The organism is Faecalicatena faecalis (assembly GCF_012524165.2).
GTDB lineage: Bacteria > Bacillota > Clostridia > Lachnospirales > Lachnospiraceae > Faecalicatena_A > Faecalicatena_A faecalis.
In genome coordinates, this window is record NZ_JABACJ020000003.1 from 75,272 (window position 1) to 100,342 (window position 25,071).

Sequence of the window (25,071 nt, forward strand, 5' to 3'; positions counted from 1 at the left end):
GCCGAATAAGTACCAATGCCACTTTAAGCAGACAGCCGCACTATAAAGAAATCATAACATAAGCAACCTCGAATCACAATAATAGGTGTACAAATTTTGCAGAATACGCTATACTTATGTTACTGTTCTGACCGCTGTTGGCCCCCCTATGGATGCCGGCTGCTATAGACAACTAGACAGGCAGTATTACTGTCTTTGGGTTCTCTTTTACGGTCCAACAGTATTTAAAGAAACAAGGAATCAAGAAGGTGTATTATGACAAAAAAATCCGTACTGATTACAGGTGCCTCCCGTGGAATCGGGAAGGCTTGCGCCCTGGCTTTTGGAAGGCTTGGGTATCGTGTATTTATAAATTGCAGCAGATCCATCCAAGACTTGGAGGCGGTCTGTGCACAGATTCAAGCAGAGGGAGGAACTTGCAGATGTATTCCTGGAGATGTCAGCAGTTCCCTGGATGTAACTGATATGTTTCAAACAATTCAGACAGAATGCGGCGGCCTGGATGTCCTGGTCAATAATGCAGGGATTGCTTATATCGGGCTGCTGACAGACATGTCCGACTCTGATTGGGAACAAATCCTGGGGACAAATCTCTCCTCTGTATTTTACTGTTCCCGCGCAGCCATCCCCTATATGGTGTCGCAGAAATCCGGGAAGATCATTAATATTTCCTCTATGTGGGGAACCTGCGGCGCCTCCTGCGAGGTCGCTTATTCTGCTGCCAAATCCGGTGTCAATGGACTGACAAGAGCCCTTTCTAAAGAGTTGGCTCCAAGCAATATCCAGGTCAATGCCATTGCATGCGGCGTGATTGATACCGTCATGAACGCACAGTTATCCGAAGAAGACCGACAGATGCTGATGGATGAGGTCCCTGCCGGACGCTTCGGCTCACCAGAGGAAGTCGCAGAGCTTGTGACTGATCTGGCCGAACATCACAGCTATCTGACCGGACAGGTCATCGGATTAGATGGCGGGTTTATTTAACATTTTTGTAAGATGCAACGCGGTGATTTTAGAGTCCGTTTTTGACACTGATTTTTAAGAAAAGGAGTTTCCTTATGCTGAAAGTAAAAGATATTGAGAAGATCCCTGTAGACTGTACGATGACAGAATTTGTAGGAACGACTGTCCTGGATACGATTGGACTGGTCATTCCCGGCATCACCCCAGCCCTTTTGGACCAGATGGAGCTTCCTAAGCCCTACCGAAGTCTGGGCCTGATCAGTTCCCGTACGGGTGCTGCCGGTCAGATCAATGCGGTGGACGAGGCTGTGAAGTCCACAAATACAGAAGTTGTTTCCATCGAACTGCCAAGGGATACCAAAGGATGGGGCGGGCACGGCAACTTCATCATCATCGGAGGGGACAATGTCTCTGACGTACGCCGGGCAGTTGAAATTGCCCTCGAATATACAGAAAAATATGCGGGTGAGCTTTATATCAGCGAGGCGGGTCACCTGGAATTTACCTATTCCGCGAATGCAGACCAGGCCCTGCATCTTGCCTTCGATGCGCCTGTTGGCAGGCCCTTTGGTTTCTTCTGCGGTTCTCCCGCCGCGATTGGGCTGGTCATGGCTGATTTAGCGGTAAAATCCTCCCCTGTCGAGATTGTAAAATATATGACCCCGGACAGAGGAACCAGCCACTCCAATGAGGTAATCGTAGCAGTTACAGGGGATGCAAGTGCTGTAAAAAATGCGGTGCTGACTGCAAGAGAAATCGGGCTGCAGCTTTTAATTTCTCTGGGAAGCTACCCTGAGACACCTTCTGTTCCATACCTGCGCTAAAAAACAGGGCAGTGCTGACACTTTCATCAGCCTGCCCCATTTTCTTTCATTTTTTTCAATTCTCTTGCTGCAAATACCACCGCCAACGTTGCTGCAGCCGCATCCGCGATTGGTCCCGCATACATCACACCGTCGATTCCCATAAATAATGGGAAAATCAAAATCAAAGGAAGTAAGAAAAGTACCTGCCGTGTCAGAGACATTACGATACCTAATTTCGCCTTTCCAATAGAGGTAAAGAAACCCGATGACATCGGCTGAATTCCATTTGCAAAGGTCATGAACATAAATATCTTCAAATATCGGTCTGCAAAATGAAAATATTCTTCACTTCCTGTTCCGAAGATACTGACGATCTGCCTCGGAAACAACTGAAAGCACAAGAAGAACAAGGTGGCTATGGAGGTACACAGAATCGCAGCCCTCTTGTAAGTGCTTCGAACCCTTCTATAATTCTCGGCTCCATAGTTAAATCCCCATATTGGCTGACATCCCTGTGAAATCCCGATACAGATTGCCATAAATACACTGTTCACCTTTGAAATGACCCCTACACATGCCAAAGGGATATCACTTCCATACACAGAGGAAGCTCCATAATGACGAAGTGTATTGTTCATCGCGATCTGAACGACTGCCATGGCAATCTGATTACAGCAGGATGCCATTCCCAGAGAAGCGATGGCTTTTAGACAGCTTGTCCTGGGACGAAGAAATTCGGCTTTTAAATCCATATTCCTATATTTTGCAAAATATAAGATTACCAAAATACCGGAAACAATCTGACCGATAATCGTAGCGGCTGCCGCGCCCTTGATTCCCCAATGGAACACAAATATGAACAACGGGTCTAAAATGGTATTCAGGATTGCTCCTGTCAGCATACATACCATAGAATATGTAGGGCTTCTGTCTGCCCTGATAATATGGTTGCCCCCTGTCGTCAGGACAAAGAAGGGCAGCCCAAATGCCGTGATTTTGGTGTAGTCCAGTGCATAAGGAAGAACATCCTTCGTAGCGCCGAACAGGTGAAGGAACTGTTCCAGGAACAGCAGGACAATCACTGCGATCACAGTCCCGGAAATCACAAGTGAGGACAGTCCCGTCCCTGCGATCTCACTTGCCCGCTCCTCCCTTCCTGCTCCCATCTCCAGGTTATAATTCGATGCACTTCCAATTCCCAGCAACAATGCGGTGGCTGTTGCTATGATGGAGACCGGAAATGCGATATTGGTCGCTGCATTCCCCAGCATTCCGACTCCCTGTCCGATAAAAATCTGGTCCACGATATTATATAATGCACTGACCAGCATGCTGACCACAGCCGGGACTGCAAACTTGGCAATCAGCCCGTTCAACGGGGCCAAGGCCAGAGGATTCGTATTCTCTTTCATCGTATCACACTCAAATCTTTCCGAATATTTCTTTCGTCACATATGCTTTAACAGAGATTCCGTCCGGCACATATTCTTCTTCCAGCAGTTGCCCGTTCTTGCGAATCAACTGAATTTTCCCGGCCTCTGTAAATGGGTAAAGTCTTTCTATATATATCTGCTCCTTTCGGATGATTTCCAAAAGGACAGATTTTAGTTCTTCGAGTCCCTGCCCTGTCTTTGCAGAGGTCAGAATCGAATAATCCGCCTTAAAATCCCGAAGCGGCGTACTTGCCGTCAGCTTGTCCTGCTTATTGAATAGAGTGATGACAGGCTTTCCTTCTACACCCAGTTGTTTCAGAGTCTCGTAGACTACATACATCTGATGATCCATCTGCGGATTTGACGCATCCACTACATGGATGATAATGTCCGCATATTTTGCCTCTTCCAGCGTACTTTTAAATGCCTCGATCAAGTGATGAGGCAGCTTGTTGATAAATCCGACCGTATCCGTCAGGAGAATCTCCTGCTTCTTCTCCAGTTCCAATAGTCGGGTCGTTGTATCCAATGTGGAAAACAGCATCGCATCTGCAAGTATTCCCGCATCTGTCAACGCATTCTCAATACTGCTTTTTCCGGCAGACGTATAGCCTACAAGAGCTGCGACCTTTAAATGAGAGTCCTTCCGCTGCGTACGAATCAGTTCTCTGTGCTGCTCTACTTCCGCCAGTTCTTTTTTCAGCTTACTAATACGCTCCCGAATCAGACGCCTGTCCATCTCCAATTTCTTTTCACCAGGTCCTCTTGTCCCGATGCCGCCGCCCAGACGTGACAGGGAATCGCGCAGACCGACCAAACGGGCAGCCCTGTATTTTAACTGGGCTAATTCCACCTGTATCTTCCCTTCACTGCTTGTTGCTCTGGCCGCAAAAATATCTAATATCAAAAGGGTCCTGTCAATCACCTTGCATTCCAATTCCCGCTCCAGATTATGCAGTTGGACAGATGTCAGCTCATCATCACAGACAATCCCCGTAGCCTCTGTCTCCCACAGAAGCTCCTTTAACTCCAGAATCTTTCCCTTTCCTACATAAGTCGCCGGATGTACTGCCTCCCTTTTCTGGATCAGCCTGCCTGCAACAGATGCATTCGCTGTCTTAACAAGCTCTGCTAACTCATCCAATGACTCTATAGTCCTCTCACTCTCAGAAACCTCGATACCGACAAGAATCACCCGTTCTTCCTGTTCCTGCATTTCATATAACGGCATACTATAACCTCACATCTCTTCATTTTCATAGGGGTCAGGCCCCTTTGCAAAAGGGCCTGCCCCTTATGCACTCCATATTCAGAATATTCTCAAGATTTGAATATCTGCTGTTCCAGATCTTTAATTGCAATTTTCTTCAAGCGCTCCATACACTGCTCATTCAGGTCTTCATAGACCTTTTCCATCAGTCCGCCCATACCAGAAGCTATCAGACACTTCATCTCTGTGCTTCCACTCTTCCAGCCAGAAGAAACAAACGTAAAATCGAGCGCTTCTGCAATTTCATGAAGGCTGATCTGGTCTGTCTGTTCAATGCAGCGATAACCGCCGTCGATTCCTTCTTTGGTCTCGACCAGACCGGCCTTTTTTAGTTTTGCCATAACCTTACGTATTCTTGCAGGATTTGTGCAGATATTTTCTGCCAGTCCTTCACTTGAATATATAGTTCCTTTGTGGTTCAAAAAAACAAGTGCATGTACTGCAACTGTAAATTCACTTGTCATATCCTCATCTCCCTGCCTTTTGTTCTCATAACCGTTAGCTTTTTAGTAACAGTTTATTCTTATATTATAATCACATTTTTATAAAAAATCCACTACTTCATGATAAATAATTCTCCCATGATTCCATTCATCCTATCGAGAAAAATAGTTCACACTTTACAGATCTTTTCTACTGTAATCACCTCAGTCTGACAATGAATGCCGGAATCGGAGGATCATTCTTTCGATTATAAAACTGATTCAAAATCACAAGCCAGTGTTTTGTATCCAGCCCCTTTAGATAAGAAAGGATTGCATCTCTTTCTTCATAGCCTGAGTCCTGTCCGCTGTAAATGCACAGACTCATGATGCCATCCGGCTTTAAAAGCTTTAGTCCCTCTTCAATCGCCCGAATACTTGTGTCAGGCTTTGTTGCAATCGAATGATTGCCTCCGGGCAGATAACCAAAATTAAAAACGATGGCAGATACGCTCTCCTTCACGTATTCTCCCATCCTTTCATGCCCATCCTGAATCAGGACAGCTCTCGTATTCAGACCGCTTAGTTCAAGCCGCTCCTTCGTATGCAGGATTGCCTCTGCCTGAATGTCAAATGCATATACTCTGCCGTCCGCTCCGCAGATGCGGCAGAGGAACTCCGTATCATTCCCGTTCCCCGCAGTCGCATCCACACAGACATCTCCCGGTTCCAGATACATTGCAAGAAACCGGTGACAATACTCTGTGATCTGATAACTATACTTCATATTCCAAAACTGACCTCCTTACCGGGTCTTCAAAAATTCTACTTCCTTCTGTGCTGCCTGGTCATCCGGGTACTTTGCAATATATGCCTCCGCTTTTTCCTTCGCAGACTGCCAGTCATGTAACTGCTCATAACAAACGATCTCATTGAACTTCATCTCCTGGATCGTCTTAGATAGATCTGCAGCACCATCCTTATTCCCGCCTTCCTTTTGAGTGCCTGATTCAGAACTGTCTGCCTTCTCTGCAAGCGCAATCCCCTTTTGGAACGCATCCAATGCCCCCTCCATATCGTCCAACTGCATGGAACACACACCAATAAAATTATAAAGCACCGCTGATTCTTCTCCATCATTTGCAATCACATTCTGAAAAGCCTCCCGGGCAGCCTTATAATCCTTTTGTTCATAATAGGCCATCCCAAGTCCACGGTATGCCTCTTGAGCATCCTCCTTTTTTTCCAGAGACTGTTGAAAAGAACTGACCGCATCCTCATACTTCTGTTCTTCCATCTGCTGCGTTCCCTGCTCAATATAATTCACCTTTTTTTGGCAGCCTGCTGTAAGACAGGCCACAAGTAAAATACATAAAACCCCTTTTTTCATCAACTTCTCACCTCTTATTCTGGGTACTTTAACACCCAAAATGAATTCAAAATATTTATTAGCATAACTGCCATATCTGCTATAATGGCATTTTGCATTGTCACATAACCAAATACCGCTAAAAACAGAAGGATGACCTTCATCCCAATGGCAAATACCAGATTCTGTTTCACCGCCCGGATGGTGCCCTTAGAAATCTTGATCGCGTTCACAATCTTGGACGGTTCATCCTCCATCAGAATTACATCTGCCGCCTCCAGGGCTGCATCCGCTCCCAGACCGCCCATCGCAATTCCAATATCCGCAAGTGCAAGCACCGGAGCATCATTGATTCCATCACCGACAAAGGCAAGCTTCTCCTCCTCCATCTGGCTCTCCATGAAATCCTTCACCTGCTCCACCTTATCCTCCGGCATCAGGTTCGCATACACATATCCAATTCCGAGCTGCTTTGCCACATCATCCGCCACACGCTCATTATCACCCGTGAGTATGACCGCCTCAAGCTGGTGCTTCTGCATCCAGCGGATCGTCCACTTCGCATCTTCTCTCAGGATATCCGCAATCAGTATGTATCCCTCATATTCCCCATCCACGGCCACATGCACCGCCGTACCAATCTCATGCACTGGCTGATAAAAAAGCCCCTGTTGATTCATGAACTTGGAATTCCCGATCAATACCTGACGGCCATCAATAAAGGCTCTGACTCCAAAGCCCGAATACTCCTTTATGGCCTCCACTCTGCTGACATCGATTTCTTTTCCATATGTATCCCGAAGCGATACCGCAATCGGATGACTGGAATAAGCCTCCCCATATGCAGTCAGCTCCAACAGTTCCTCCGGCTCCATATGCTTAGGACAGATCTCCTTCACCTGGAAAATTCCCTCTGTCAATGTCCCTGTCTTATCAAACACAAACGTCTCCGTCTTGGACAGCGCTTCTAAAAAGTTGCTGCCCTTAATCAGAACTCCCTGTCTGGATGCAGCGCCTATCCCTCCAAGAAATGCAAGAGGCACCGAAACCAGAAGGCCGCATGGGCAGGCCGCAACCAGGAATATCAAGCCCCGATACAGCCAGATCTTCGCATCCATAGAAGTCATCATCGGTGGCAGAATCATGACGAGGATGCCAAGCAATGTCACAGCCGGTGTATAGAACCGCGTGAACTTATCTGCAAAGCTCTCACTTTTCGCCTTGTTATTATTGGCATTCTCGACCAGCTCCATGATCTTGGACGCCGTAGAGTCCGCATAGACTTTAGAAACCCTGGCTTCCAGCACACCGCTGATATTGATACTGCCGCTGTAAAGCTTATCGCCCAGCTTCACCTCCCTGGGTTCTGATTCCCCTGTCAGCGCTTTTGTATCTACCATGCTGTTGCCCAGAGTTACCACTGCATCTACGGGAATGCGCTCCCCCGGCTTGATCACGATGATCTGCCTGGGGCTCAATTCCTTCGGATGTACCTTTTCCTCTCTGCCATGAATCTTCCGGTTGGCATACTCCGGCCGGATATCCATGAATCTGGCGATGGATTTTTTCGTTCTGGTCAATGAGATCAACTCTGCCATCTTACCGAACTGGAAAAATAATATTGCCCCCACAGCTTCCGTATACTTTCCAATGATCAGGGCTCCGATCGTAGCCAGCAGCATCAAAAGATTTTCATCAAAAATATGCAGTTTCTTAAAATTCTTCGTCATATCCTGCAGTATACCAAATGACATCACAAGATATGGTATTAAAAACAGCAGCAACTGTGTCTTTCCATAAACATCCCAGTGTCTGACAGAAAACAGTGCGTTGAGATATAAGACAAGACCAAGCCCGATCTCAATACATTTTATTTTCACTTTTTTCGCCATCTTAGCCCCTCCTCTTTTCCCTGCATGCTGTCTGATCCGGGACATGTACTTACAGCCTAGCCAACTCTTAATCTACTCTCTGATATGCTCCATTCCCTGATTCATAATTGTTTTTATATGCCCGTCAGCGAGTGAATAGAACACCGTCTTCCCCTCCCGCCGATTAGAGACCAGCTTCATCTGCTTCAATACACGAAGCTGATGGGAGATGGCCGACTGTGTCATATCCAGCGTCTGCGCCAGGTCACACACACACATCTCCGACTGAAATAAAACATATAAAATCCGAATCCTGGTATAATCACCGAACACCTTGAAAAAATCCGCCAAATCCCGAAGTTCTTCCTCTGCCGGCATATGGGCCTGTACCTTTTCCACAGTATCCTCATGCACATGCACAAAGTCACAATGTTCTACTTCTATCTTATCCATAGCGAATCTCCCTTCCTATTCCCTTTTTATGTGAGGAAATTATCTCAGACAAGTCCCTTCCCCACGCAAGGGCGTGAACAGCAGTTCAGATTTTATTATACGTGAAATCCACAGCCTGGTCAAGCAATCACAGCGGCAATTCACAGCATCAAATTTCTTCCTTCACAACTGGCAAAAGTGCTGTGGTCTGAAAATAATAACCTTTCCAAGACCACAGCACATCCTCTTGTTTCCCGTCGATCATCTGTTACTTTTTGACAGATTTCTTTTTCTATCTTACATTTTTTATCTTACGTTCCTACTTTTTATATAGAATCCGAATAGAATTCAGGATACAGATCATTGCTACTCCCGTATCCGCAAACACTGCCATCCACATATTTGCCATTCCTGCAAGTCCCAGAATCATAACGAGGGCTTTGACCACAAGAGCAAATACCACGTTCTGTTTTGCAATCGAGCCCGTCATCCTTGCGATTTTCAAAGACTCTGGAACGGCCGCCATAGAAGAGGTCATGAAGACCACATCCGCTGCCTCGATTGCCGCATCCGCTCCGCTTCCCATCGCTGCTCCCACATCTGCGCCAGCCAATACCGGGGCATCATTGATTCCATCCCCAACAAACATCACGCTTCCATGCTGGGAACGGATTTTCTGGAGCTCTTCTACTTTATTCTGAGGCAGAAGTCTTGCATGTACCTCGTCGATTCCGATTTCTTTTCCAACGCTTTCTGCACTTTTCTTTGCATCCCCTGTCAGCATTGCTGTGAGAATGCCAAGCTTCCTAAGTGCGTTGACCGCTGGTGCAGCATCTGCCTTAATGGTATCAGCAATCACAATATGTCCTGCAAATCTGCCATTTCTCGCCAATAGAACCTCTGTCCCGTATACTGCATCCTCATATTGGGTCAGATCAATCCCCTGCTCCTCAAGAAACTTCCTATTTCCACACAGCATTGTTCCGTCTGCAAGCTCTGCACGAATGCCCTGTCCTGAGATTTCTTCCACAGAGTCAGGCCTGCTAAGAGAAATCCCTTTCTCTTTTGCCGCTAAAACAATACTGTTTCCAATCGGATGGGTAGACGTCATTTCACACTCGGCTGCCCATGCAAGAAGTTCTTCTTCCCCGATGCCATCCGCTGGGATCACCTTCTGTACCACAAAGTTTCCCTGTGTAATTGTTCCGGTCTTATCCATAACAATGGCTTTGACCCCCTGAAGTGCCTCGATCGCAACGCCGCCTTTAAACAAAATGCCTCTCTTAGATCCAGCACCTATTCCCGAAAAGAATGCCAGCGGAACACTTAATACAAGTGCACACGGGCAACTGATGACCAGGAATGTAAGCGCGGTATATACCCAGTAATTCCAGTCTCCAGTAACGAGTGACGGAAGGATTGCTGTTGCTGCCGCGAGCGCAACTACAAATGGAGTATAGATTCTGGAAAATCTGGTAATGAACCGATCAATCTTTGGCTTACTCGCCGCCGCATTTTCTACAGAATCCAGGATTCTTGTAACCATGGAGTCTTCCAGTACCTTATCCACACGAATCTTTAACAGGCCTGATGTATTCACACAGCCTGATGTCACTGCATCTCCGGCCGAGGCCGCTACCGGCACTGGTTCTCCCGTTACTGGTGACGTATCGATCCTGCTTTCCCCTTCTACGATTGTTCCATCCAGCGGAATCCGATCCCCAGGCCGAACAAGGAGCAAATCTCCGATCACCGCATCCTCGGCTGGTATCACCTCTGTTGCTTGACCATTCACCCTGTTCACCACTTCTGGACGCATATCCACGGCTTCCATAATCTGGCTTCTGCTTCGTGCAACTGCAATTTCTTCAAATAATTCTCCGACCCGATAGAAAATCATGACACCAAGTGCCTCTGGATAATCTCCGATCACAAATGCACCCAGCGTCGCAATGCTCATCAGGAAGTTTTCATCAAACACGTGCCCCTTAAAAAGATTTTTTCCGGCTGTAAGAAGGACATATCTTCCCAAAATCAAATAACCGATCAAAAATAGTGCAAAGGAGAGCATGCTGTTCGTCTGCTCCGTTAGTTTCCCGGCTATAAAAAAGACAGCGCCGGCGCCGATTTCAATAAAGTCTTTCTGATTTTCTTTCCATCTGCTCTTCTTACCAGTCTCTTTCTCCGACTTTGCCGCAGGCTTTCTATCCCGTTTGGTAACAGTGACCTCTTCTTCAATAGAAGAACAGATTTCCTGGAAGACTGGGAGAAGTTCCTCACTGGTATTCGTTACGACCTGGAGCTGCTTTGTTGCATATATGATATTTGCATAATCGACCTGAGGAAGTTCCTGAATCTTCCGTTCCATCTTGGCCGCACAGTTCGCACACCCCAGATTTTCAAGGATATAAACTTGCTTTTTCACATGGTCAAATGCGTGATTTTCCGCCCGGCGCTCGATTGGTTCATGTCGGTGTCCTTCGTGATCGTGCTCCTCATGATCGTGCCCACAGCTACAGCCTTCTCCATGTTCATGCGTATGCCCGTGATCATGATCATGCCCGCACCCGCACTCTTCTCCATGTTCATGTGTATGCCCGTGCTCATGCCTATGATGATGTTCCCCGGAATCATCCTCCTCATGTTCATGATGATGGCCGCCTTCCCCATTCCCCTCCTGTTCATGGTGGTGACCGTTTCCACATGTCTCTTCATGTTCACTCGCATCGTGGACATGTCCGCAGCTGCAGACCTCCCCATGTCCATGTGTATGTACATGAGTCTGTCCATGTGCCCCATGATCATGGCTGTGTCCACAGCCACATTTACTCTGCTCCTGATATACTTTTTTGTTTACTGCCTGCTGTGCCATAATTTACCCTCCATGCTTATACATATGAATGACTGTTCATATGTTCATATAATCACAAAGTTGTTTTTTTGTCAATAGATTTCCCAAAAAATCCTATAAAAATTAGCTACGATTCCAGCTATGCAGGCTCGATTCCACAGCAAAGCCACTTCATCTTGCTTCGTCTAAACGTCATATGGATATTCGATATTACTTTCACTGCCTCCTTAACAAGGATAAAATAATAGCCAGGCAAAGAGCACATTCCCCTTCTGCCTGACTATTCTCTATTCTCTATTCTCTATTCTCTTCCTTTTTCCCGCACTACATCTCTTTCAGCGTCTCATAAAGCTTTTCTATCAACACTGGCTTTCCAATATATCCGTTCATTCCCGCCTCTTTTGCGGCTTCCACATCCTCTGCAAATACATTAGCAGTCATGGCAACGATCGGAATCTCATCGCCTCCACACTGCTCCATACGCCGGATCTTTCTGGCCGCTTCATATCCATTCATGACAGGCATCTGAATATCCATCAGTATGGCATTATAATGTCCTCTTCCTGCCTCTTCGAATATCCGGCACGCCTCCTGCCCATCTCTGGCAGTCTCGACATCCGCACCCAGGGCAAACAGCATTTCTTTTCCGATTTCAATGTTGATCAGATTATCCTCCACGAGCAGGAAACGCTTTCCAGCAAGTGCATTTTCCATGTTCACCGATCCGTCAGCATTTACTCCAGCCTCTCTTTGAATTCCATCCTTAACTTCCTGTACTATCCTAAATGGAACATCCAGGAAGAAAACGGTTCCTTTTCCAGGGGTACTTTCCACACGGATCTCCCCGCCCATGGCATCAACAATACTTTTTGCGATAGCAAGTCCCAGCCCGCTTCCTTCGATTCTGTTCACTGTGGAATCAATTTCCCGTTCAAACTCACCGAACACTTTCTCCAGATTTTCTTTCTCAATCCCGATCCCTGTATCCCTGACCTCCAGGTGGAAGAGTGTTCTGTCTTCCTCCTTACGCGGTAAGGCATCTGTCATTGGTACTTCTTCTACTAAGAAGTAAATCGTACCGCCTTCAGGCGTAAATTTGTTGGCATTATTCAACAGATTGATGAGAACCTGATTGAACCGCAGCATATCTCCCCTCACCAGTGGGTGAACAATCCCCTTATTCTCCACTTCAAATCTCTGTTTCTTTGTATTACATAAAGGACGGATGATTTCATCGATCCGCTCAAGTGCTTCTGTGAGTGAAAAATCATCTTCCACCAGTACCATTTTCCCGCTCTCGATCTTAGACATATCGAGCACATCATTGATCAGGCTCAGCAAATGCTTTGCCGCCCCAGTGATGTTAGCCATATATTGCCTTAACTTTTCGGGCTGGTCCAGGCTTCTCTCGGCGAGCTGGGCTGTCCCAATGATTGCATTCATCGGTGTACGCATATCGTGGGACATATTGGCAAGAAATCTTCCTTTTGCCTGATTTGCTTCCTCCAGTTTTCTTTGCGTCCTCACCTTCTGCGTGACATCTTTATTCATGATATATGCATACCTTTTTTCTCCTATTACACTGAAAAAAGTAATACATTCATACCAGTTCGTACAGCCATTCTCTGTCAAACGGTAGTCGAAAGACGGCAGCATCTCTGCGTCAGACACCGCTGTCAGATTCTCCGGTGCCAGATATTCTTCTACCCGTTCCCGGTCACAGCCATCCACCTTACGGCAGAATTCACGGAAACCATCCTGATAACTGCCGCATTCAAATTCATGGATATTTCCCGCCTCTTCCCGGTAGATTTCCTGGCGGCATTCCATTGTATCAAGATTCACAATGATCTGGAAACTGTATTCCCTCACTGTAATTTCAGACAGACGCCTTTCCTTTGCACGGACCCTTCTTTCCATCCGCTCTTTCATCTCTGTTATATGTTTCTTTTCTTTTTCTTTGACATAGAAAAATAAAGCAGCAAGAATCAGTACGCTCCCCACCAGATAAATAATGCGGAGCATCCACAAAAGCGTATTGGCTACCTGATTCTGTTCGGCAAGTTTTTCAGAGGAAATGACTGTCATCATTTCCCAGAAATCATTATACTTACAGGGCATAATACAGGCATAGACCGGTCCGTTTTCTCCTTCTGCAAGAAAAATTCTGGTTTTCCCCTCCTCCACTGTCTGTCTGAAGCTTTCCGTGACCTGTTCAGAATTCCCGCCCTCCAGCAGCGAATGATAGACAGAATCGTCCTGCAGCGAAATCAGATGGGAGACAGGCCCTTTTATTACCCAGCTTCCATCGCTTCTGTTGAACAGATAGGCCCTTCCATTCCCTGCCTGAAATGCAAACAATTCATCCATATAATACTTCTGCATCTCCACTTCTGCATAAACCGCTCCTGCCAGCCTGTGTTCGTGCAGTATCGGCACTTCAAACATAGCCGTCTCGTATCCACTCTCATTGTAATACCCTTCTGACACCCATTTCTCCCTGTCAGTTAATGCATGTTCCTCGACCGGCAGCATAGAGGTTACAAAAGGTTCTCCTCTTTCATCAATTCCGATTCCTTCTTTATCCACAATATACATATGAATAAAGTCATTATAATCGCAAAAAGAGGACATCTCATCTGCCATACTTTCCTTGTCTGCACTGACCAGCTTATCTGCAAAACGTACGATTCTCTGCTCATCCTCACGGACACTGGTATCGATTTGACGCCGTATGATTTCTGTAGATCCGTACAGATAGTCAAAGGAACTTTCTTCCAGGTTCCTGCTGATCTGTCCGGAAAGCACAAAAAACAAAATAAATACGGCTGCAAGGACTGTGATTGCCACGGCAAACAACAGTGCCCGTCTCCTCTTTTTCATTCTTTTCTCCTTCTCTTACTTCCATTGTAAGATTTCTTCCTTCTGCATACGGTCATATTCCTGGGCCGCCCATTCTGCGCTCTTTCCTTTTACGATCTCCCTGCACAGATCTCTGATATCAATCCAGGTATTAAATCCCATGGAAAAATCCTGCACCGGAATCTGGTTGCCGGAGGAGACTAGCCTGATGAACTCCTGCTTCTCTTCCCCTATATAACTATAGTCTATATTTTTATCGTCCACCGCACAGAGTGTTCCAAGTTCTCTCGCCACACTTTGTAAATGTTTGGGATCTGCTACATATTCCAATGCCTCGCGGGCATATTCCAGATTCTCTGACTTGGGATTGATGGCGACTCTCCGGTCCGGTGTCACGATCGTTACAGCCCCGTCTTCAAGGACCGTCACCCCTGTCATCACCATCTTAAAATCTGCTTTTTCAACATCCGCCCCCAGATACCCACAAAAACATGCACCTTTTCCTTCTGCAAAATCCCGTATAGAATCATTGGGCACCTTATTCTGTGCCTCTTCTATATCGAAAATGCCTTCGTCCCGCATCCGCTCTACCAGTTCGAACCCTTTTTTCATATAAGTACTGACCGGTGTCGTCCCGTCCGCCAGCTTTGCAATCTGCTCATCTTTATCCTCAGACGCATAAAGCTGTGCGAATCCGGCTGCCATCGCCGGAACTGTCATCGAATACCCTTTATTTCCCAGGTAAGGTGTATAGCCCTTCTCCTTGAGTGTCCTGCATACAGAAAGGAACTCTTCCAGATTGGAAGGCACCTCCAGACCGCAGCTATCCAGCATATCCTGATTCCAGTAAAATCCATATCCCACATAGATCAGCGGGATACCGAAAACTTTCCCATCATAGCTGCATCCTCTGAGTGCATCTTCCGATAGATTCTCTACGCCTTTCAAATCGCTCAGATCCAGATACCGCTCCTCTTCTGTAAAACAAAATACATCCTCCGCGAAAATGCTGAACCAGTCAATCTCGTTCCCTTTATCCAGCCTTTCTACAAGATAATTACGGTATGCCTCATCGCCTCCTGTTTTTGTATAGTATTCGGCTGTTGTCTCCAAAATCTTAATCTGCGTCCCATCCTTGGCCTGAATCTGTTCGTTCCACACCTTGCTGTTCAGTATCTCTGTGCCAAAAAATCTAAGAGTCACTTCCTTTACATTCTCATACTCTTTGACCGCTCCCTCTTTTTTTCCGCAGCCTACTGCCAAAAGTGAGACCGTAAAGAGAATGGCCAGCAGAATCTGTCCCAGCTTTCCCTTTGTTCTTCTCTCCATTTTCTTTCGTCCTTTCCCCAGCTTTACTACCATTTTATCAGACTCTTCCTTTTTCAACAATGAATATCGCGAATTTTCCCCTATTTCGGCACTTTTTCATCAAACTTTCATGAGATTCTAAAAAAATCGCCACTTTACTAAGTGACGATTCCTGTTTTCCAATTCATTCAATTGTTACTGCACAAGCCAGCACTCTACAAAAACCTATGAAATCTCCTCCTGCCTGCGCTTACCTCCGATCACATTCTCCGTGATATCATCCAGCCGTTCCTTCCCGGATTCCTCCGCATGGTTCTCACTCGCATTAAGCAGACATGCCTGGATCGCATCATTGAGTGACAGCATCTTGTCATCTAATTCCGCTACCATCTGTGCACACTCTCTTAACTCACGGCTGATATAATCCGGCGCATTCCCTTCGAACTTATAATAGATCTTATGCTCCAGGCTCGCCCAGAAATCCATTGCAATGGTCCTGATCTGAATCTCTACCTTTGTATCCACTACACTGTCCGAAAGAAAGATCGGCACTGACACCAGCATGTGATAGCTCTTATATCCGCTCTCCTTCGGGTTCTTGATATAATCCTTAATAGAAAGTACCTTAAGGTCACTCTGATTCCCGATCATCTCTGCAAGACGGTAGATATCAGAAGTAAATGAACAAATCAGGCGTACACCTGCGATATCATTTATGTACTTCACCATGTTCTCAATGGAGGTCTCGTATCCATACCTCTTTAACTTCTTAACAATGCTCTCAGGAGTCTTGATACGGGTCTTGATATGCTCGATCGGATTATATTGGTGGACATGCTGAAATTCATCGTTGAGTATCTCCAGCTTCGTCCCCACTTCCTTCAATGCCGCATTATATAGAAAAATAACCGTCTTCCAGCTATCTACATCCTCGTAATTCTTGATCGCATCGTGCATCTGCTGCTCTCCTCTCACGTCAGAAATCCCCCTTTCCCAGTCTTTAATAGTATATCATAAAATAGACTGCATGTCAGCGAGTTCATTCTTTTTTAAGATTTGAAAGTACTGGAAAAATAAGAGCCTTGCTGCCCTCAGCATGTTCTATCCAATCAGACAACAGGAAGGTCGAGGCCACAGTTTATCCCAGGAAATTTTGAATCATGGTTTTCCCATCCGGTGTCATAATGGATTCCGGGTGGAATTGTACTCCAAAGACCGGGTACTCTCTATGCTGCACTGCCATGACTTCCCCATCCCTTGTGACTGCAGTTACCTTCAGGCAGTCGGGCAGAGTATCTTTGTCGACCGCAAGGGAATGATAACGCGCGGTCAGGACACGTTGTGGGCACTCTTCGAACAGAGGGCAGCTTAGATCAAGCTCAACCTCTGACTGCTTCCCATGCATCAGTTTTCCCGCATAAGTAACCGAGGCTCCATATGCCATGCAGATGGCCTGATGGCCAAGGCAGACCCCCAGAATCGGGATTTCTCTTCCCAGCTCCCTTACCACCTCTATCAGAACACCTGCATCCTCGGGCCTTCCCGGTCCAGGTGAGAGGATGATCCGGTCGGGATTCAGACTGCGGATCTCATCCGCCGACATGTCATCATTACGGATCACCTGAATATCCGGGTCGATTTCTCCAATCAATTGATACAGGTTATAAGAGAAACTGTCGTAATTATCAATCAGCAAAATCATAACTCTTCCTCCCCTGCCATCTTTAATGCACTCACAACAGCCTGTGCCTTATTGATGCACTCCTCAAATTCTTTCTCAGGTACGGAGTCCGCAACAATGCCTGCGCCGCTGCGCACAAAGACCCTGCCATTTTTCTTGTAGGCAATACGGATGGCGATACAGGTATCCATATTTCCCGCAAAATCAATGTATCCAATGGCTCCGCCGTAGATTCCCCTCTTATTATTTTCCAGCTCGCCGATCAACTGGCAGGCACGGATCTTCGGAGCACCCGATAGTGTTCCGGCAGGAAGGACTGCCCCGATGGCATCCAGTGCGTCGAATTCTTTCCTGATTTCTCCGCGGACCGTCGAACCGATATGCATCACATGAGAGTACTTTTCGATACTGTGAAGCTTTTCTACCTGCACGCTCCCGAACCTGCTGATTTTTCCCAGATCGTTTCTTCCCAGATCCACCAGCATATTATGCTCAGCCAGCTCCTTTTCATCATGAAGCAGTTCCTCTTTCAACGCCTCATCCTCTTTCTCATTTTTCCCGCGCGGTCTGGTGCCTGCGAGAGGAAAAGTATGCAGAATCCCATTTTCCAGCTTCACCAGCGTTTCGGGAGATGCGCCCGCCACCTCCACATCGGTTCCTGAAAAATAGAACATATAAGGAGAAGGGTTCATCGTCCGCAGGATACGGTAAGTATTGAGCAGGCTTCCCTCAAAGGGGGCACTTAACCTGTTGGATAGAACAATCTGGAAGATATCCCCTTCATGTATATTCTGTTTTGCTTTCTCTACCATTTTACAGTAGGTATCCTTGTCGAACAGAGGGGTTACCTCTCCTAACAGCCGGCCTCCCGCCTCCTGCTTCTTCTCCCCATTTTTCAGAAGCTGGCACAATTGTTCCAGCTCCAGCACCGCCTTGTTGTAACCTGTATCCAGGTCTTCCAGAGACATATTCACAGTTAAAATTAACTTTTGCCTGAAATGGTCAAACGCGATCACTTTATCGAAAAGCATCAGGTCAAAGTCCTTGAACGCCTCATTATCCTGTACCTGAACCGCTGCCGATGGCTCCTGATAACGGATGTAATCATAGGAAAAGTATCCTACCAGTCCGCCAGTGAAGGAGGGAAGATAATCGAACCTGGGACTTTTATAATCAGCCAGTATCTGACGCAGGCATTGGGCCGGGTGTTCTGTCTTCAATTGGAGATTTCCGGCCCTCACCTCTCCATCTGCACAGGTAATCTCCAGCCTCGGATCATACCCGAGGAATGTGTAGCGCCCCCACTTTTCCTTCTCAGCCACAGATTCCAGGATATAGCAGTGCTTCGATACATTTTTCAAAATCTTTAGTGCTTCGATCGGTGTGCAGATATCGGACAATATCTCACAGCTTACCGGCAGCACTTTATATTCCTTTGAGGCAGCGATTTCTCTGACCTCCTCCAGTTTCGGCAAAAAGATCATACCGCTGCCACTCCCTCCTTCATCTGTCTTACATATTCCGCCACATAAGGGATGCAGTCTTCCCCATGCTCCGCCACGATTTTCACGATTGCAGACCCCACAATTGCCCCGTCCGCAATCGCTGCCATCTCCGCCGCCTGCTTAGGTGTGGAGATTCCGAATCCGACCGCGCATGGAAGATCCGTCACTTCTCTTACCTGGCTGATCATGTCCCGGATGTTGGTCGTGATTTCTTTTCTTACTCCGGTCACCCCAAGTGAGGAGACGCAGTAGAGAAATCCTTCTGCTTCCTGCGCGATCATCCGGATTCTTTCCTTAGAAGTCGGTGCAATCAATGAAATCAGTTCCACCCCGTATTCCCTGCACACCTCTGCCAGTTCTCCCTTCTCCTCAAAGGGCATATCCGGCACAATAATTCCGGCCATGCCGCACTCTGCACAGCGCTTCATAAATTTTTCTTTCCCATAGGTATAGATTGGATTGATATAAGTCATAAATACCAGTGGGACATGCATCTGATCCTGCACCTCTCTGACTGTATCGAACAGCTTATCGATTGTACAGCCCCCTGCAAGCGCCCTCACATCCGCTTCCTGAATGACCGGTCCCTCTGCGATCGGATCTGAGAACGGGATTCCGATTTCAATCAGATCCGCCCCTGCCTCCTGCATTGCCACAAGAAGCTTCTTTGTCACCTCAAGTGTCGGGTCTCCTCCTGTAATAAATGGTATAAATGCTTTCTTATTCTGAAATGCGTCTTTAATCTTATTCATAGATTTCCACTCCTCTGTAACGTGCAATTGCCGCAACATCCTTATCTCCGCGGCCTGAAATATTGATAACGATAATCTGGTCTTTCTCCATAGTCGGTGCCAGCTTCATGGCATATGCCACTGCATGTGCACTCTCAATGGCAGGAATGATTCCTTCCATTCTGGACAGATATTCGAAGGCCTCCACAGCCTCTTCATCGGTAACCGGCACATACTGCGCGCGTCCTTCCTCTGCCAGCATGGCATGTTCCGGTCCGATTCCGGGATAATCAAGCCCGGCAGAAATGGAGTAGACCGGGGCGATCTGTCCATCCTGGTTCTGGCAGAATAAGGACTTCATGCCATGGAAGATTCCCTCAGACCCCTTTGCGATGGTGGCCGCATGTTTTTCCGTATCCACACCAAGCCCGGCTGCCTCACAGCCAATCAGCTTCACTGTTTTATCAGGAATAAATTCATAGAAAGCCCCCATCGCATTGCTTCCGCCGCCAACACAGGCAAGCACCGCATCTGGAAGACGGCCTTCCCGTTCCATGAGCTGCTCTTTTATTTCTTTACTTATAACTCTCTGAAAATCACGTACGATCGTCGGGAAAGGGTGCGGTCCCATGACAGATCCCAGCACATACAGTGTATCGTCCATCCGGCTTGCCCACTCCCTCATGGTCTCATTGACTGCATCCTTGAGTGTCATCGTCCCTGTAGTCACCGGATGTACCTTTGCTCCCAGAAGCTCCATACGAAAGACATTTAACGCCTGGCGTTCTGTATCTTCTTTTCCCATATAAATCTCACATTCCATATCCATCAGCGCCGCAGCGGTCGCCGTTGCGACTCCGTGCTGTCCCGCGCCCGTCTCTGCAATCACGCGGGTCTTGCCCATCTTTTTTGCCAAAAGCACCTGTCCCAGTACATTATTGATTTTATGCGATCCGGTATGATTCAGATCCTCTCTTTTCAGATAGATTTTTGCACCGCCTAAGTCTTTTGTCATCTTCTTCGCCTCATACAGCATAGACGGCCGCCCTGCATAATTTTTCAACAGGTCATCCAATTCCCGGTTAAATTCCGGATCATCTTTATATTTTGCATATGCCTCTTCTACCTCATGTACTGCTGTCATCAATGTCTCCGGCACGAACTGCCCTCCGTACTGCCCGAATTTTCCTTTGTTATTCATTGTTTCTCACCCTTTCTACAAATTTTCTGATCTTATCTGCATCCTTGATGCCATCTGTCTCCATTGCGCTGCTTGTATCTACCGCAAACGGATGGCAGATTCTGATGTTCTCCTTAACATTTTCCGCTGTCAGCCCGCCTGCGAGAAAATACGGCTTTTTTACCGGCGGAATCAATTTCTTATCGAACCCGATTCCGCTGCCTCCATATACGCCCTTCACAAAAGTGTCCAGCAGCAGATACTCTACATCCAGTTTTGCCGCCTTTAAGATATCGTCCCCTGAACGTACACGCACGGCTTTGATGATTGGAATTTCTGGAACCCTCATGCGGAGTTCTTCTATATAAGATGTATCCTCATCCCCATGAAGCTGAATCATCTGGATGATTTCAGATCTGCCGATCACCGCCACCCGCCAGATCGGTTCATTGACAAATACACCGACCGCCTTCACTGCCGAATCCATCTTCTCCCGAAGCTCTGCCGCAAGTCTTTCCTCTATCTGTCTGGAACTTTTGGCAAACACGAACCCCGCAAAATCTGGTTTTACTTCATTTATGATTTCAATATCCTTTGGTCTTTTCAGACCACAGATTTTTATCCTTGTCATCTATTAATCACTCCGCCATTCAGCACTTCTAACATCTCTTTTTTGTTCCTGCTTCTCATCAGGGTTTCTCCGATTAGAGCACCATTTACATGTTCTTCCTTTAAGCTCTCAATATCTGCTGCCGTCAAGATTCCGCTTTCCGCCACGAACAGGCAATCCGCTGGCGCCAGCCTTCGAAGCCGGATACTGTTGCCGATATCAACGGTGAAGTCCTTTAAATTCCGGTTATTCACCCCGATCACTCTGGCCCCGGCTTTGACTGCCGATTGCATCTCTTCCTCATCATGGACCTCTACCAGTGCGGAAAGCCCTAATCTGTCACAGAGATTAAGATACCGCTTTAGGGTCTCTGTATCCAGAAGAGCACAAATTAGAAGAACCGCATCTGCTCCCAGCACCTTTGCCTCATAAATCATATACTCATCTATTGTAAAATCCTTTCGAAGAATGGGGATCGATACCTCCCGGCGAATCTCCACAAGATATTCATCCTTCCCTAGAAAATACTTCGACTCTGTCAAGCAGGAAATTGCTGACGCTCCCGCCGCCTCATATTCCCTGGCGATCTCCAGATATGGAAATTCCTCTGCAATCACTCCTTTGGAAGGTGATGCCTTTTTCACCTCACAGATATAATGCATTCCCGGGGCTCTTAGCGCCTGCTCAAATGGGAACCCGGTATTTCGCTCCATTGCCATGGCTTTCTTACAGATCTGTGAAAATGGTACCTTTCGCTTCGCTTTTTGTATCCGCAGTCTTGTATCTGCTGCAATTTGATCTAATATCATTGTACTGCCTCCTGTACTGCATCACGGAATTCTTTGTATTTTGCGAGTGCCCTGCCGCTCACAATCAATTCCGCTGCCATCTCGATTCCCTCTTTCAGGGTAATTCCGTCAATTCCCAGGTACAGGCTCATTCCCGCATTCATAAGGACCACATCCCTCTTTGGCCCCTTCTCCCTGCCAGTTAATATATCCATCGTAATCTGTGCATTTTCCTTCGGCGTCCCGCCAATCAGCTCTTCCAATGGACATCTGTTCAGAGCGAACTGCTCTGGTGAAATGGTATAAGAGGTAATTTCTCCGAACCTGATTTCATGGACATCGGTCTCCCCAGTCAGTGTAATCTCATCCAGCCCATCCTCGCCGCAGACTGCGACGCCCCGGTTCACTCCCAGATTGGCAAGGACCCTTGCCATGGGCTTCGCCAGCTTTTTGTCATATACTCCGAGAAGCTGCATCGTGGCTCCGGCCGGATTAGAGAGAGGTCCTAAAATATTGAACACGGTCCTCACTCCCAGTTCTTTCCGGACCGGTGCAGCATATTTCATGGAAGAATGATATACCGGGGCAAACATAAAGCATATCCCCGTCTGATTCAATACCGCCTCGTTCTGCTCTGCGGTAAGCCCGACTTGAATTCCGAGCTCCTCCAGCACATCCGCCGCTCCACTTCTGCTGGATACGCTCCGGTTCCCATGCTTTGCGACCGGAACTCCGCCTGCCGCTACGATAAACGCAGAGGTCGTAGAAATGTTAAAAGTCCCTACCTGGTCTCCACCGGTGCCGACGATATCAATGACCTCCCTCGCCGGTTTGATCTTTACTCCTTTATCACGCATTACCTTTGCAAATGCCGTGATTTCCTCTATCGTCTCTCCCTGCATTCCAAGCGCCATCAGAAATCCTCCCATCTGGGCCTGTGTTGCAGTGCCATCCATCATCTCAGCCATGACCCCTTTTGCTTCCTCATAGGTCAAGTTCTCTTTTCTAGTAAGTTTTGCAATTGCTTCCTGGATCATATTGTTTCCTCCTTCTTTTTCATGCACGTTTGTGCGTGAATCGAATCTCTGCACCGCTTCTTGCGGTTTTCAATATAAAAATAAAGATCTTAGCGGGCCGAAATCTCGCGCCGTAGCGCGGCCGCTTACGGCCATCTTCCTCTTGCGCGAAGTGCGCAACCCCCGGAGGGTTTTTGTTATATAGGAAAGTTCTTCGAACTTTCCTATATAACAAAAAAAGCCTCTGTCCCCCGAAAGGGACAAAAGCTTATAATTATTGAACTTCTCATGTTCAATAAGATAGTTCTAACTTCTGCGGTACCACCCAAATTGCCGATATTATCGACCGCTCATTTATGTACTGACATACACATCTCCTTGATAACGGGCGAGAATCCCGTCAGCGTCTACTCCTGTATGCACAGTTTCAAGCTGCCCTCACAAGTCCATTCAGTAAAAACTCTTATTGCTGCCTTTCCACCAACTGGCAGCTCTCTGTGAATAAATATCTCTACCTACTCCTCTTGATCAATGGTTTATCTCTTTAATTTGTTACAGTATATACTGACAATCCTTAAATGTCAACTATTTTTTTAGACAATTTTGACTGCCCTGAAACCACACTCCAAATCTTCCAGTATATCTTCGATGTGCTCTGTCCCGATAGAAAGTCGGATGGTATTGGGCTTTATACTCTGCTCTGCCAGCTCTTCCTTCGTAAGCTGAGAATGCGTCGTGGTTGCCGGATGAACGACCAGGCTCTTCACATCCGCCACATTGGCAAGCAAGGAAAAGATGTTCAGGTGATCGATGAACTGGTAAGCCTCTTTCTGTCCGCCTTTGATCTCAAAGGTAAAAATGGAGGCTCCCCCATTCGGGAAATATTTCTCATACAATTCGTGGTCCGAATGCTCCAAAAGGGAGGGATGATTCACACGCTCCACCTGTGGATGCACTGCCAGATACTGTACGACTCTCTTCGTATTCTCCACGTGCCGGTCCAGACGAAGGGATAAAGTCTCCACACCCTGCAGAAGAAGGAACGCATTAAATGGAGAAATGGAAGCGCCAGTATCTCTTAGCAGGATCGCACGAATATAGGTCACAAAAGCTGCCGGACCTGCCGCTTCCACGAAAGAACACCCGTGGTAGCTCGGATTCGGCTCTGCGATCCCGGGATACTTTCCGCTGGCCTTCCAGTCAAACTTCCCGGAATCTACAATGATACCGCCCAGCGTCGTTCCGTGCCCGCCGATGAACTTTGTCGCAGAGTGTACAACGATATCTGCGCCATATTCGATTGGCCGTATCAGATAAGGGGTTCCGAATGTATTGTCGATCACAAGAGGCAGGCCATGTCTGTGAGCAAGCTGGGCAATAGCTTCGACATCCGGAATATCACTGTTTGGATTCCCCAGTGTTTCCAGATAGACTGCCCTGGTATTCTCCTGAATTGCTCCTTCTATCTCTTCCAGATTGTGTACATCTACAAAAGTAGTTGTAATCCCATAATGCGGAAGAGTATGTTCCAGAAGGTTATAACTTCCGCCATAGATCGTCTTCTGCGCTACGATATGTCCCCCATCCCGCGCTAGAGCCTGAATCGTATATGTAATTGCTGCTGCACCAGAGGCCAGTGCCAATGCTGCTGTGCCTCCCTCCAGCGCCGCGATTCGTTTTTCCAGGACGTCCTGCGTGGAATTAGTCAGTCTACCGTAAATATTCCCACTGTCGGACAGGTCAAACCGCGCAGCAGCATGTTCGCAATTCTGAAATACGTATGATGTGGTCTGATAGATCGGTACCGCCCTGGAATCCGTTGCCGGGTCAGGTTCTTCCTGCCCCACATGGAGCTGAAGCGTCTCAAATCTATATCCTTCTGTGTATGTTCCCTCTTCCTTTTTCGTCAAATCTCCCATATCCTTCTCCTCCTTACAAAGACTGCTTTGAAACGGACATTGAGCTTCCGC

Annotated in this window: 21 protein-coding genes and 1 other annotated feature; of the genes, 2 read left to right on the forward strand and 19 right to left on the reverse strand. The window is 47.1% G+C overall.

The window, feature by feature from the left end; genetic code table 11:
* Positions 1-255 precede the first annotated feature (255 nt).
* Positions 256-987, forward strand: coding sequence for an elongation factor P 5-aminopentanone reductase (gene ymfI / locus HGO97_RS04770; protein WP_216239948.1), 732 nt, complete (start codon positions 256-258; stop codon positions 985-987).
* A 74-nt stretch (positions 988-1,061) separates the two neighbouring features.
* The gene (gene pduB, locus HGO97_RS04775) at positions 1,062-1,790 is read left to right on the forward strand and encodes a microcompartment protein PduB (protein ID WP_216239949.1); all 729 of its coding nucleotides are present in this window, start codon (positions 1,062-1,064) and stop codon (positions 1,788-1,790) included.
* Between the two features lie 26 nt (positions 1,791-1,816).
* Here the strand turns inward: pduB and HGO97_RS04780 are convergent, their stop codons facing one another.
* The 19 genes from HGO97_RS04780 to HGO97_RS04870 all read right to left on the reverse strand — a co-directional run bounded on the left by HGO97_RS04780 (position 1,817) and on the right by HGO97_RS04870 (position 25,020).
* Positions 1,817-3,184, reverse strand: coding sequence for an MATE family efflux transporter (locus HGO97_RS04780; RefSeq protein ID WP_216239950.1), 1,368 nt, complete (start codon positions 3,182-3,184; stop codon positions 1,817-1,819).
* A gap of 10 nt (positions 3,185-3,194) precedes the next feature.
* Positions 3,195-4,436 (reverse strand): GTPase HflX, encoded by a 1,242-nt coding sequence (gene hflX, locus HGO97_RS04785; RefSeq protein ID WP_216239951.1) that lies wholly within the window; start codon positions 4,434-4,436, stop codon positions 3,195-3,197.
* An 89-nt stretch (positions 4,437-4,525) separates the two neighbouring features.
* Complete coding sequence (locus tag HGO97_RS04790) at positions 4,526-4,939, reverse strand: RrF2 family transcriptional regulator (RefSeq protein WP_216239953.1); 414 nt, start codon at positions 4,937-4,939, stop codon at positions 4,526-4,528.
* A gap of 178 nt (positions 4,940-5,117) precedes the next feature.
* Positions 5,118-5,684: a class I SAM-dependent methyltransferase gene (locus HGO97_RS04795; protein ID WP_216239954.1), complete on the reverse strand. Its 567-nt coding sequence runs from the start codon at positions 5,682-5,684 to the stop codon at positions 5,118-5,120.
* Positions 5,685-5,702: 18 nt separating this feature from the next.
* A complete protein-coding gene (locus HGO97_RS04800; RefSeq protein WP_216240256.1) occupies positions 5,703-6,287 on the reverse strand; it encodes a tetratricopeptide repeat protein in 585 nt (194 codons plus the stop codon).
* A gap of 14 nt (positions 6,288-6,301) precedes the next feature.
* Positions 6,302-8,158 carry a heavy metal translocating P-type ATPase gene (locus tag HGO97_RS04805; protein ID WP_216239955.1) on the reverse strand — a complete coding sequence of 619 codons (1,857 nt, stop codon included), beginning with the start codon at positions 8,156-8,158 and terminating at the stop codon, positions 6,302-6,304.
* A 72-nt stretch (positions 8,159-8,230) separates the two neighbouring features.
* Entirely contained in the window at positions 8,231-8,590 is a 360-nt protein-coding gene (locus HGO97_RS04810; protein ID WP_216239956.1) for an ArsR/SmtB family transcription factor, read from the reverse strand.
* Between the two features lie 298 nt (positions 8,591-8,888).
* A complete protein-coding gene (locus HGO97_RS04815; RefSeq protein WP_216239957.1) occupies positions 8,889-11,441 on the reverse strand; it encodes a heavy metal translocating P-type ATPase in 2,553 nt (850 codons plus the stop codon).
* 303 nt (positions 11,442-11,744) lie between these two features.
* Positions 11,745-14,303, reverse strand: a complete 2,559-nt coding sequence (locus tag HGO97_RS04820) for an ATP-binding protein (protein ID WP_216239958.1) — start codon at positions 14,301-14,303, stop codon at positions 11,745-11,747.
* Between the two features lie 15 nt (positions 14,304-14,318).
* Positions 14,319-15,668 carry an ABC transporter substrate-binding protein gene (locus tag HGO97_RS04825; RefSeq protein WP_216239960.1) on the reverse strand — a complete coding sequence of 450 codons (1,350 nt, stop codon included), beginning with the start codon at positions 15,666-15,668 and terminating at the stop codon, positions 14,319-14,321.
* Positions 15,669-15,815: 147 nt separating this feature from the next.
* A complete protein-coding gene (locus HGO97_RS04830) occupies positions 15,816-16,547 on the reverse strand; it encodes a GTP pyrophosphokinase (RefSeq protein WP_246597315.1) in 732 nt (243 codons plus the stop codon).
* Between the two features lie 181 nt (positions 16,548-16,728).
* Positions 16,729-17,292 carry an anthranilate synthase component II gene (locus HGO97_RS04835; protein ID WP_216239964.1) on the reverse strand — a complete coding sequence of 188 codons (564 nt, stop codon included), beginning with the start codon at positions 17,290-17,292 and terminating at the stop codon, positions 16,729-16,731.
* Complete coding sequence (gene trpE, locus HGO97_RS04840) at positions 17,289-18,755, reverse strand: anthranilate synthase component I (protein WP_216239966.1); 1,467 nt, start codon at positions 18,753-18,755, stop codon at positions 17,289-17,291. Before trpE ends, HGO97_RS04835 begins: the two co-directional genes overlap by 4 nt.
* A complete protein-coding gene (gene trpA / locus HGO97_RS04845; protein ID WP_216239968.1) occupies positions 18,752-19,528 on the reverse strand; it encodes a tryptophan synthase subunit alpha in 777 nt (258 codons plus the stop codon). Before trpA ends, trpE begins: the two co-directional genes overlap by 4 nt.
* The gene (gene trpB / locus HGO97_RS04850; protein WP_216239970.1) at positions 19,521-20,708 is read right to left on the reverse strand and encodes a tryptophan synthase subunit beta; all 1,188 of its coding nucleotides are present in this window, start codon (positions 20,706-20,708) and stop codon (positions 19,521-19,523) included. Before trpB ends, trpA begins: the two co-directional genes overlap by 8 nt.
* Positions 20,701-21,318: a phosphoribosylanthranilate isomerase gene (locus tag HGO97_RS04855; RefSeq protein ID WP_216239972.1), complete on the reverse strand. Its 618-nt coding sequence runs from the start codon at positions 21,316-21,318 to the stop codon at positions 20,701-20,703. Before HGO97_RS04855 ends, trpB begins: the two co-directional genes overlap by 8 nt.
* Positions 21,315-22,106, reverse strand: a complete 792-nt coding sequence (gene trpC, locus HGO97_RS04860) for an indole-3-glycerol phosphate synthase TrpC (protein WP_216239974.1) — start codon at positions 22,104-22,106, stop codon at positions 21,315-21,317. The genes HGO97_RS04855 and trpC overlap by 4 nt, the downstream gene beginning before the upstream one ends.
* Positions 22,103-23,122, reverse strand: coding sequence for an anthranilate phosphoribosyltransferase (trpD, locus tag HGO97_RS04865; protein ID WP_216239976.1), 1,020 nt, complete (start codon positions 23,120-23,122; stop codon positions 22,103-22,105). The genes trpC and trpD overlap by 4 nt, the downstream gene beginning before the upstream one ends.
* Positions 23,123-23,394: 272 nt before the next feature.
* Positions 23,395-23,642 (reverse strand) — a binding site (T-box leader).
* A gap of 52 nt (positions 23,643-23,694) precedes the next feature.
* Positions 23,695-25,020, reverse strand: a complete 1,326-nt coding sequence (locus HGO97_RS04870; RefSeq protein WP_216239978.1) for an O-acetylhomoserine aminocarboxypropyltransferase/cysteine synthase family protein — start codon at positions 25,018-25,020, stop codon at positions 23,695-23,697.
* Positions 25,021-25,071: the final 51 nt, after the last annotated feature.